Source organism: Faecalibacterium butyricigenerans, from assembly GCF_020687345.1.
GTDB lineage: Bacteria > Bacillota > Clostridia > Oscillospirales > Ruminococcaceae > Faecalibacterium > Faecalibacterium butyricigenerans.
The window spans coordinates 1-9,791 of the sequence record NZ_JAJEQL010000051.1 but is presented as its reverse complement, the minus strand read 5'-3'; the positions used below and the strand labels follow the sequence as shown (position 1 = coordinate 9,791).

At 57.5% G+C, this 9,791-nt stretch carries 11 protein-coding genes and 1 tRNA gene; 6 read left to right on the top strand and 6 right to left on the bottom strand.

The window, feature by feature from the left end; all coding sequences use genetic code 11:
* Positions 1 to 89 precede the first annotated feature (89 nt).
* A complete protein-coding gene (locus LKD23_RS12325; RefSeq protein ID WP_227621890.1) occupies positions 90 to 632 on the bottom strand; it encodes an AAA family ATPase in 543 nt (180 codons plus the stop codon).
* A gap of 140 nt (positions 633 to 772) precedes the next feature.
* Here LKD23_RS12325 and LKD23_RS12320 point away from each other — a divergent pair, with 140 nt between their 5' ends.
* Entirely contained in the window at positions 773 to 1,627 is an 855-nt protein-coding gene (locus tag LKD23_RS12320; RefSeq protein ID WP_227621889.1) for a hypothetical protein, read from the top strand.
* A gap of 76 nt (positions 1,628 to 1,703) precedes the next feature.
* On the opposite strand, the gene citC is transcribed toward LKD23_RS12320, so the two are convergent.
* Genes citC through LKD23_RS12305 form a run of 3 tightly spaced genes read right to left on the bottom strand, consistent with a single transcriptional unit; the run spans position 1,704 to position 4,974 of the window.
* Complete coding sequence (gene citC, locus LKD23_RS12315; protein ID WP_227621888.1) at positions 1,704 to 2,747, bottom strand: [citrate (pro-3S)-lyase] ligase; 1,044 nt, start codon at positions 2,745 to 2,747, stop codon at positions 1,704 to 1,706.
* Positions 2,740 to 4,107, bottom strand: a complete 1,368-nt coding sequence (citG, locus tag LKD23_RS12310) for a triphosphoribosyl-dephospho-CoA synthase CitG (protein WP_227621887.1) — start codon at positions 4,105 to 4,107, stop codon at positions 2,740 to 2,742. The genes citC and citG overlap by 8 nt, the downstream gene beginning before the upstream one ends.
* Positions 4,108 to 4,119: 12 nt before the next feature.
* Positions 4,120 to 4,974: a LysR family transcriptional regulator gene (locus LKD23_RS12305; RefSeq protein WP_227621886.1), complete on the bottom strand. Its 855-nt coding sequence runs from the start codon at positions 4,972 to 4,974 to the stop codon at positions 4,120 to 4,122.
* Positions 4,975 to 5,271: 297 nt separating this feature from the next.
* Here LKD23_RS12305 and LKD23_RS12300 point away from each other — a divergent pair, with 297 nt between their 5' ends.
* Together LKD23_RS12300 and LKD23_RS12295 are read left to right on the top strand one after the other, a co-directional pair.
* The gene (locus LKD23_RS12300; protein ID WP_227621885.1) at positions 5,272 to 6,114 is read left to right on the top strand and encodes a DNA-3-methyladenine glycosylase family protein; all 843 of its coding nucleotides are present in this window, start codon (positions 5,272 to 5,274) and stop codon (positions 6,112 to 6,114) included.
* Positions 6,115 to 6,185: 71 nt separating this feature from the next.
* A tRNA-Ala gene (locus LKD23_RS12295) sits at positions 6,186 to 6,261 on the top strand.
* A 292-nt stretch (positions 6,262 to 6,553) separates the two neighbouring features.
* On the opposite strand, the gene LKD23_RS12290 is transcribed toward LKD23_RS12295, so the two are convergent.
* Together LKD23_RS12290 and LKD23_RS12285 are read right to left on the bottom strand one after the other, a co-directional pair.
* The gene (locus tag LKD23_RS12290) at positions 6,554 to 7,090 is read right to left on the bottom strand and encodes a phosphatase PAP2 family protein (protein WP_227621884.1); all 537 of its coding nucleotides are present in this window, start codon (positions 7,088 to 7,090) and stop codon (positions 6,554 to 6,556) included.
* Positions 7,091 to 7,214: 124 nt separating this feature from the next.
* Complete coding sequence (locus tag LKD23_RS12285) at positions 7,215 to 7,466, bottom strand: hypothetical protein (protein ID WP_227621883.1); 252 nt, start codon at positions 7,464 to 7,466, stop codon at positions 7,215 to 7,217.
* A gap of 79 nt (positions 7,467 to 7,545) precedes the next feature.
* Here LKD23_RS12285 and LKD23_RS12280 point away from each other — a divergent pair, with 79 nt between their 5' ends.
* The 3 genes from LKD23_RS12280 (at position 7,546) to LKD23_RS12270 (ending at position 9,695) form a co-directional block, all read left to right on the top strand.
* Entirely contained in the window at positions 7,546 to 7,908 is a 363-nt protein-coding gene (locus LKD23_RS12280; protein WP_227621882.1) for a helix-turn-helix domain-containing protein, read from the top strand.
* Positions 7,909 to 8,028: 120 nt separating this feature from the next.
* Complete coding sequence (locus LKD23_RS12275; protein ID WP_227621881.1) at positions 8,029 to 8,808, top strand: replication initiator protein A; 780 nt, start codon at positions 8,029 to 8,031, stop codon at positions 8,806 to 8,808.
* Positions 8,808 to 9,695 (top strand): LPD16 domain-containing protein, encoded by an 888-nt coding sequence (locus LKD23_RS12270; RefSeq protein ID WP_227621880.1) that lies wholly within the window; start codon positions 8,808 to 8,810, stop codon positions 9,693 to 9,695. Before LKD23_RS12275 ends, LKD23_RS12270 begins: the two co-directional genes overlap by 1 nt.
* Positions 9,696 to 9,791 lie beyond the last annotated feature (96 nt).

The following is a 9,791-nucleotide window of genomic DNA, read 5'->3' as shown; positions in this document are numbered from 1 at the left end:
GAGTCCAGAGGTAGGGAGGGGGGAGTCGAAACACCCCTCCCTGCCTCTGGCCCGCGCGGAGCGCAAGCCGCTTGACCAAAAGAAAAAACTTAACCCGCGCCACCAGCGCGAGAATCCTTTGATTCTATAAACTCCAAGAACCCATCCAGCTCCCGCTGGTTTCGTATCATCACATACTTTTCAGGATACTCTTCCCCGATCCTCTCCATCTCCGCCCGCTTTTTGGCGGTACGTCCATCGTGGAGGATCCAGCGGACAAACTCCGCGTCGATTTTTTCTTCGCACCCGGGCGCAGACGACTCCCTCACACGGCCTTTGTTCTGCTGCCAGCGCCGTACCGCCCGCCAGAGGCAGACCAGCGGCGAAAACCAGAGCACGATGATTTTATCCGCTTCTTCCAGCCGCCGGGCATAGCAGGTCTTTCTATAATTGCCGTCGATGACCCAGCCGCCTGCGTTCTCGTCGAGAAACTGCCGGACAATGGCTTCTTCCTCGGCGAAGGGCCGCTCCACCCAGCCGGGCAAAAAATGTACGGTGTCCATGTGGAGCACCGGCAGGCCGTATGTTTCGCCCAGACGCTTTGCCAGCGTGGATTTTCCGCTGCCGCTGGTTCCCAGAATTGCGATCTTCATATCTGCCTCCTTTTTCCTTATATAAATAGACGTATCCGTCAGTATACGCCCGCTGCCCTGCGGCGTCAAGTTCCGGCTTGACATTTCGCCTCCCGGCCCGTATGCTATAATCACAGAAACCATGATAGGAGGTCTTGCAGATGGCATCTCCCCAAAAACGTGTCAATCCTCTGCTTATCGTCTTACTGGCCGTGCTGTTCGCCGCGGCTGTCGCCGTGGGCGTGGTCTTTGCAAAGCTCCACAGCAAAGTCGCCGCCCTGCAAAGCGGCGCATCCTTCACGCTCCGCTACGAGATCACCCCCAACAGCCCCCAGACGCCCCCGCTGCTGAGCATCCTGAACCGGGTGAACGCCTCCAGCGGCAGCGTCAGCGGCCAGTATGCCCCCGGCAGGCTGCAGCTGTCCTTCTACCAGCTCAACGCGGACGGCTCGGTCAAGGCGTCTCCCTTCACCCGGGTGTACATCGACGCAGAAGAGACCCTCTTCGACGTCGGCCAGCTCTACACCGTCCTGCGCCAGTCGGTCACAGATAAGCTCTCCATCGCAGGCGTTCTGCTGCCGGATTGGAGTCTGGGCGACTACATCTCCCAGACGCAGGCCGCCGCTGTGCTGGGCGTCGAGACCGACACCGTCGAGCTGCAGGAGCTTTCCGGCTTCACCCTCTCTCTCAAAGGGCTGAAAAAGACTTCCCCCTCCGGCGCACGGGACGGCTACCGTTATTATCAGTTTCCCGCCGCAGCCGATGGCACGACCCTCGTGCTGGGCTTCCCGATGGACAGTCTCTTCTCGGACACCACCCCTGTCCACATCCTGCTGACCATCCCGGAGCACAACGTCCACATCCAGCTCACCGGCACTGTTACCGCCGCTAAGACTGTTCTCTCTCCCCCGGCCTCCCGGATGAACGACGGCGACATCGCCACGCTGGCCCAGATCCGCCAGAGCCTTGAAGCCATCTGGAAGATGATCCAGTCGGCCACCCAGACCACAAACTGACCCATCAAAAAAGCAGACGCACTTCCGCGTCTGCTTTTTTGATGGCTCTATTCTATAAAGAGGAGAGAATTTCTTCTCAGTAATGGATGACATTGCCCGCGCTGCGGATGCAGGCCAGCACCGGCCCGGCCTCCGGGCTGCGGAAGTAGTCGAGGCTGGTCTGGGGCAGCAGGGTCTTCAGCGTTTCCCAATCGCCGGACTGCAGGCACTGGCGGACCGTGGAGGCGCTGATGGCTTTGCCGTCTGCCTCCTTGCGGGGCACAACGATGCATTCGATGCCTGCCTTGGGCAGCTGCTCACACATGATCTTATTGTAAAGGCCCGTCACCTGACTGGTCGGCTCTTCGCCCACATAGCGGGCGGTGATATTCAGAGCTTTTGCGATTTTGGTAAACACCGCCAGATCCAGCCGGGCGTGGCCGTCGATGACCGCGGCTTCGTCCTTCAGGAAATAGCTGGGGAAGGTGGCGTTGGAGATGATATAAGGGCCGCTGTCGTGGAGCACGACGTTGGGCAGATGGGCCACCCCCGCCTCCACTAGCCTTTTGCGCACCGCAAAGGGCACGAGGCTGGCATCCTCGCTGACCACGAAGAGGTGGAGGGTATCGCAGGCAGCCGCAGCTTTTTCCACGAGGTACTGGTGGCCGAGGGTGAAGGGGTTGGCATTCATGACGAGGGCCGCGCTCTTTCCCCCGGTCTTTGTCTTTTCGAGTGCGCGCAGATAGGCCCCGAAGCCGTCCCTGCGGTTCTCCATAAAGACGAGGGTGTCCTCCACTCGGGCGATCTCATAGAAGCCGAGGTCGCCGAAGAATCTTGCGCTTTTCACCTTGGTGTATAAAAACAGGTGCAGATTTCCCCGCGCACACTGCACCTCGATGAGGTGGGTGATGATCTGGTTCAGCAGGCCCTCGCCCTGATGGGCACTGCTGACCGCAAAGCACCGCAGGGTGTTGCCGAAGCAGCTGCCCGTGCCGATGACATTGTACTCCTCGTCGAACATGGCGCAGATGTAGTCCAGATTGCCGTCGCGGCGGATGCCCTCCTGCTGCAGCAGCGCATCGATCTGGGCCAGAACGATCCGATCGGTCGGGCAGACCTGCGAAATGGTATATTCACTCATCGTCATTCCCCTCCGTCGTGATAAAATGGAGCAGATAGGTCAGCGCCAGCAGGTCGGCACTGCCGCCGGGCGAAAGATTCTCCGCGATGAAGCGGTCATCCAGCGCCGCCAGCGCGTCCCTGTCCGGGTAGGGCGTCTCGGCCAGAAGGGCCTTCAGCTCCTCGGCGAGGGCTAGTTGACGCGCCCGGCTCGAACGGGCGATGATGTTGGTGTCGGTGCTGCCGGCCAGAATCGCCAGCAGCGCCCCGCCGCCTGCCCGGTCGAAGTCATAGCCCTTGGCAAGTCCGGCTTCCAGCGTCGGCAGGCCGATGTTCAGCACAGCAGGAAGCCCGGCCTCCACCTGCCCCCGCACGCCGGTGATGCCGTATTCGGCATAAAGTTTCTGGCCTGTGGTGGCGGCGTTTTCCGCCGTGACATCCGCAAAGTCCTTTTCGGTAAGGCCCGCCGTCATGGCGGACACCTCGGCCAGCACCCGGGCTGCATCGGCCCAGAGTGCACGGTCGAGACGGCCCAGCGCCGCACAGACGATGCCCACCGAAAAGACAGCGCCCTTGTGGGTGTTGACGCCGCCGGTGGCCTCCAGCATCTCCCCCTCTGCTTCACAGCCCAGAGGACGCAGGGCCTCGAAGGTCTCGGAGGCGGGCCGCTCTGCCGTGCCGCGGCCCATCCGGGCACAAGCTTCAAAATAGGGGTAGAGGGCGGCGGCGCTGTCCATGAAGGTAAAGACATCCATATCCTTGTGGCTGCCGCTGTTCCGCCGGTCTACAAGGCCGGGCTTCGGGGTGGTCGTCACCTCATACAGCAGAGCGCGGACAGACAGACGGGCCGCGTCAGCGATGTCCTGCGCATCCCGGGCATCGGTCAGGATCTCAGTGGTTTTTTCCTGCAATTCTGCCACGGTGTGGACGCGGCGGCTGCTGCACACCTTGGCTGGCCCGCCGCAGATCAGGCAGCGGCGCCCCTCAAGATGCAGCTCCTCCCGGTCCACCTTCCGCCCATCCGGGCGGATGACGTCCATATCAAAGAGCCGCCCCAGCGGTGTGGCGTCCTCGATGTCGGTGGTGAATTTCTTAATGGTCAGCGGGTCGGCGTCCAGCACATAGAACGCCTCGCAGCCCGTGACCTCCCGGATGGCGTCCTCCCGCAGTGGCACCAGCTTCGCCCGCAGGAACTGCTGACGCAGCAGCTGACACCCCCGCGCAAAGCCCCGCCGGATGAGGGGTGAATCCTTCACCGGGCCGCAGATGTTCATGGTAAAGCAGATGAGGGGCTTGTGGTACTGGGCCAGCAATGCCTGCTGGTGCTGCACCCGGCGCTCCCGCGCATCCAGCATCTGGACCAGCGAAACAGTTGTCTCCATTTTCTTCTCCTCTCAACGATGCTTCTTGAGCATATCCATAAAAAGCTGCACCTGCGGCAGGGCTGCAGCGTCCCTCTGGCAGAAAATATAGGTGCGTCGGACGAACGGCTCGCCATTCTCGAAGGTGCAGGGCTTGACGCTTCCCTTGAATCCATCCAGCGCCACTTCCGGCATCAGCGCCCAGCCGAGACCCCGCTCCACCATCTCGCGGCAGACCATGATGTTGTCCACCACAAAGTTGCCTGCGTCGTTGGTCACACCGTTCTCGTAGCGCCAGCGGGCCATCTGGGCGCTGATGGTAGCGTCGCTGCTGTGGTCGATATAGAGGTAGTCGGAGATGGGACGGTCCTTGTTCTCCTCGCTGCAGATGAGGCAGATGTTTTCCTGCGAGAGTAGGAACTGGGTGCCATCCCACGGGTACTCGCCGCGCAGCACCGCAACGTCCAGCGATAAGTCCAGCATCTGCTGGTAGATGTTCCGGCTGTGGCCAGTGGCGATGTCGAGACGGACTTTCGGGTAGGCCCTGTGGTACTCTGTCAGCACCTCGGGCAGGCGGTAATAGGAGAAGTTCACCGAGATGCCCGCCCGCAGGGTGCCGCAGGCCTCGCCCTGGATCGAGGCCAGCTGGCGGCGCATCTTCTCCATCTCCCGGGCAGCGGCGGCGCTGTGGAGCAGCACCTGCTCCCCCGCCGGTGTGAAGCGGATGCCCTGCCGCGAGCGCAGCACGATCTCCACCCCAAGCTCCTGCTCCAGTGCCTTGATACGCTTGGACAGCGCCGACTGGGTCATATACAGCTTATCCGCTGCATGGGTGATGTTGCGGGTCTCGTCCAGTGCGTGCAGAAGCTCGTAATCTTTTTCGTCCATCGTGGCTCTCCCCTCATGCCTTAACTTTTCTTATCATTCCTGTTCGCGCTCTGTCCCGGCGCATTTTCGTCTCGTTCCATACCTGTTATTCATAATACAACAGATTTTTCCAAATGAAAAGGGGGATATTCGCCTTGATTTTCCGGAAAGTCCATTCCGAAATGGAATGTTACTGCATCCAACATTTCTTCTTTTCCGGAATATGCCCTTCGGCACGTCCTCCTTGTGGAAAACTGCCTGCTTCTGTGCTACAATAAGCCCAGACGAACACGACCTTCTTCCGAAAGGAGTCCTCCCATGCGCACCGTTCCACTCACCCATCAGCGCGTCACCATCCAAGACGACTTCGACCTCGACAAGATCCTCGAAAGCGGCCAGTGCTTCCGCCCCCGGAAGCTGGCCGACGGGCGCTGCCGCTTCGTTTCCGGCAAAGCGCTGCTCTATCTGACCCCGCTGGGCTGTGGGCAGTACGACGCCGCATGGTACGGCGCGGACTGGGATGTCTGGGCCGGATATTTCGATTTAGGCCGCAGCTACGCCGCCTTGCGGCAGAGTCTGGCGGGCCAGAGCGCTTATCTCGACGCAGCGCTGGCCTTCGGGCAGGGCATCCGGGTGCTGCGTCAGGACCCGTGGGAGATGCTCGTCACCTTCATCATCTCCCAGCGCAAGAGCATTCCGGCCATCCGCACCGCCGTCGAGCAGCTGGCCCGGTGCTGCGGCGATCCGCTCTGTGCAGAGGGCGATGAGGTCTTCCTCTTCCCCACCCCGGAGCAGCTCTGCGACCTCACGGAAGCGCAGCTGACGGGCTGCGGGCTGGGCTACCGCACCCGCTACATCCAGCACGCCGCCGCGCAGGCCGCCGCCCGCACCCTCGACCTCGATGCGCTGGTCGGCCTCCCCGACGACGCCCTCTTTTCCCGCCTGCTCACGCTGGACGGCGTCGGCAAAAAAGTCGCCAACTGCGTCTGCCTCTTCGGCTATGGCCGCACCGCGATGGCCCCCATCGACGTCTGGATCCAGCGTCTCATCGACGAGGAATTTGGCGGGCGCGACCCCTTCCCCGCCTACGGCCAGCAGGCTGGCATCGTGCAGCAGTATCTGTTCTACTATAAGCGCAGCATTTCCACGCAGAAAAAATGAAAAAAACTGTTGACAACCGGGTCTCGGGCTGGTATAATAATCAACGTCGTCAGGGATGACACACCAGCTTTGGGGGATTAGCTCAGCTGGGAGAGCGCTTGCATGGCATGCAAGAGGTCAGCGGTTCGATCCCGCTATTCTCCACCAAAAAAGCACTGTACTTCGCAGGAAGTACGGTGCTTTTCTTTTTGCTGAAGCCGATTTTTTGGGGCTGTATTGCTTCGCCCGCACCATTTTCAGGCTTTTGCAGGCAGTTCCTATACACCCCCCAATTTTTGACTTTACACCGTTTTCAAAAAAGAATATTTGCCGCCTGGCTGTTCAGCAGACAGCTGCATCATCCCCCTCAATGTACGGCGTAAGGTCGAAGTTGAACGTAATATTGAGCTGATTTGTCAGGCTCAGGAGCCGAACTGCTCCTCTTCCATCTACAGTGCGCTCAGCGGGAGCGCACCATTTTATTTTCTTCCAGCTTTTTGATGGCCCACGCACCCAGCCAGCCGCAGGCAGTGCCCAGCACCGCGCCGCCCAGAATATCCGTCGGAAAGTGGACGCAGAGGTACATCCGGGAGAACGCGATCAGCACTGCCAGCGGCAGCGCTGCCATTGCCCACCGCTTTTTCCCTGCCAGCCAGAGAGCCGTCACCGACGCGAAGGATGCCGCCGTGTGCCCCGAGGGGAAGGAAAAATCCTCCGGGCGGGGGATAAGAAGCTCCACCTCCGTGAGGACGTCGCAGGGGCGGATACGGCCCACCATCGGCTTGAGAAGGATATTGCAGAGGACGGCGTCGAAGAGCAATGCCGCCGCCAGCACCCAGCCCGCCCGCCGCGTCCGGCGGAAGGCCAACAGCAGAGCGGTCAGCGCCAGCCAGACAAAACCGGAGTCGCCCAGATGGGTGAAAAAGCGCATGACTCCGTCCAGCGCAGGTGTGCGCAGGGCTTGCAGAGCGTTCAGGAAAGTGAGTTCGGCGTTCATGAAGTTTCCTCTTTCTCGTTTCGTTCTGTCTACAGGATACCAGAAGTTTGTGAACAAAAATCGACCAAGTCTTAAACAGTCATTATCGCAGTTCACCTTTTATGCACCAGCGTTGAATCGCATATCACAAATATGCTGTTTTCATGCTGCACCAATTCTTGCCTTGCGATAAAATGGCTTTTCCTGCCGGAAAGCTCTCTTGATGAGAGCCCCATTTCACATGGCCAAAAGCACGGCGGAGGAGCTTTTCTTCCAGTAAAAACAAACGGGCCAGAAAGCGATGCTTCCTGACCCGTTTCTCTATGCCGGTGGTGGGGGTCGAACCCACACGTGTTATTAGCACAAGGGATTTTGAGTTTTTATCCTCATCTTCCATCTGGTGTCATCCAGTGATATCTAGTGATATCTGGTTCCCACTGTGCAAAGGCGAAATTCACGTCTCAACGAACAATAATTTGAAATATCCACGATTTTTCGATGCGTTTTCCCTCTACTCTGTTTTTTCGATTTGGATCGCTCAAATGGAAATTGGAGGGATGTTCAGGAGGGATGCAGGGCAAAACGCTCCTCTGCTTAGGCACAAAACGAAAGGAAAGTCAAGGATAATGAATCAAAATCAAGCAAAAGAGTATTATAAAAAATTATTTGTGAACTATCCTGATGTGCTGTCTGTCGAAGAAGCAACAACTTTACTCGGTTTCAAAAGCCAGACTGCCATCATCAGAAGAATCCATAAACATAGAATTCGCTGCCTGAAAGTCGGACGATCTTTCATGATTCCGAAAGAATATCTCATCGACTATCTTTTGGATAGCTAAATTATACAGATATTACATAGCGCACCACTTTTCAATAAGAAAAGAGTGCGCTTTTTATTTTCAAACGAAAGGCGGTCGATTTTTTGAACACAAGCTGGAGCAAAACATTGAAAAAGCCACATGACCCTTAACTACTTCTACGGACAAGCCGGAGAGCTGTTCTCCTTCTACCGCATTCCAAAGGCTCTGTTTCAGGAGCCACGGTTCCAGAGCCTGTCAACCGATGCCAAGACCCTGTACGGCATCCTGCTTGACCGCATGAGCCTGTCCGTGAAAAACGACTGGCTGGACGAGCAGAACCGGGTGTTCATTATCTTCACGATAGAGGATGTCAAGAGGGCGTTGTGTTGCGCAGACAACAAAGCGACCAAGCTGCTCCGGGAACTCGAAAAGTTTGGTCTGATTGAACGAAAACGCAGAGGTCTGGGAAAGCCAAGTTTGGTGTATGTGAAGAACTTTTCGGCAGAATCGTCAAAATCAATATTCCAGAATCGTGATTTTCACGATTCTGGAGGCTTCAAAAACGCAAGTCAAGACCCTTCAAAATCACGATGTAATAAGACTAAAAAGAATGATACTGAAATGAGTGAGACTGATCCATTCTATTCTGAAGAAGCGGATGGGATGAGCAAACGCACCCAACTGGAAGAATATTTTTCTCAGTCTTTGGAGGTAGACCTCCTGCTCCGGCTTTGCCCGGACGATGAGGATACCATCTATCAGATCGTAGATTTGTTGGTGGACACCTGCGCCACCAACCGCAAGCTGCTGCGGGATGGTCGTGTCCGCTTGAAGGACTGCAAGAGTGCCAAGGGCAAGACCTACAATGCCACCGTGCTGCTGTCCTGTGAAGCCGATGGCCGCAGCAAGTTTTCGCTGGAATTTGAGGGTGGGTGCTGATGGAGCAGATAAAAGAAGCGGTCTACCTTATCAACGATGAACGCTATCTGCATCTCCGGGAAAACAGTGCAGGGGTCGGCTTTGCCACTTATAACAAGGTAACTGTTGAGCCGCTGGAAAGCGGGCAGATCTCGGAAAAGAACCTGCCGCCCGATGGCAGGAACGCCATTCCTGCTGCCCGGAACTGGTATCTGTTTGAACTTTCGGACGATGACCGCAAGGCCATCCAACAGGAAAGCGTAAAGATCCTCGAAAACATCCCGCAGGCGGGCATCGGCAGACGGCGCATCTGGGAGCCGGAAACGCTGCCGAAGGATATTCGTCTCATCAACAGCCACTATGATGACCTCTATCGCATTCCAGATGGCGGCGTGATTCAGGTGGATTACCCGGATGGGCACAGTTTTACGGCACGGGTGGAACATCTGGATGATTATCACTTTGACATGGGCGGTCTGGGCAATGTGTTCCACATCTGCCAGTTTGCCGAAGTCATGGAACGAAACCATGCCGACTTCTACCCGGAGATTCAGACACAGGACGAGCAGGCAGCGTGGGAACTGGGTGGCAAAGGTTATCTTGCCATCCAGTCCTGTGAGGATGGATGGGACTACACCATTTACCACAGCGATTTTTCCGTGATGGACGGCGGGCAGTTGGATGCCCCGGAACTGACCATTCAGGAAGCCCGTGAGCAGATTCTGGAAGCACACCACATGGAAAAGGGGCGGCGGCTGTTGCAGGACTACGATGCCGTCATGGATAAAGTTGCGGAAGCCGAGGAACTGAGTGCAGACCATCGCCCTTCCACACTGGAAAAGCTGGCAGAACTGGCAAGTGATACGTCTGCGCCAAAATCCTCTGCACGTTCTGCACCGGAACTGTGAGGTGGACGATGCAGCAAAAATGGAACCAGAATTTTGACGGTGAACCCATGACGGACATCCCGCAGAAGTTTCTGAACGCAGGGTGCGATGTTTATA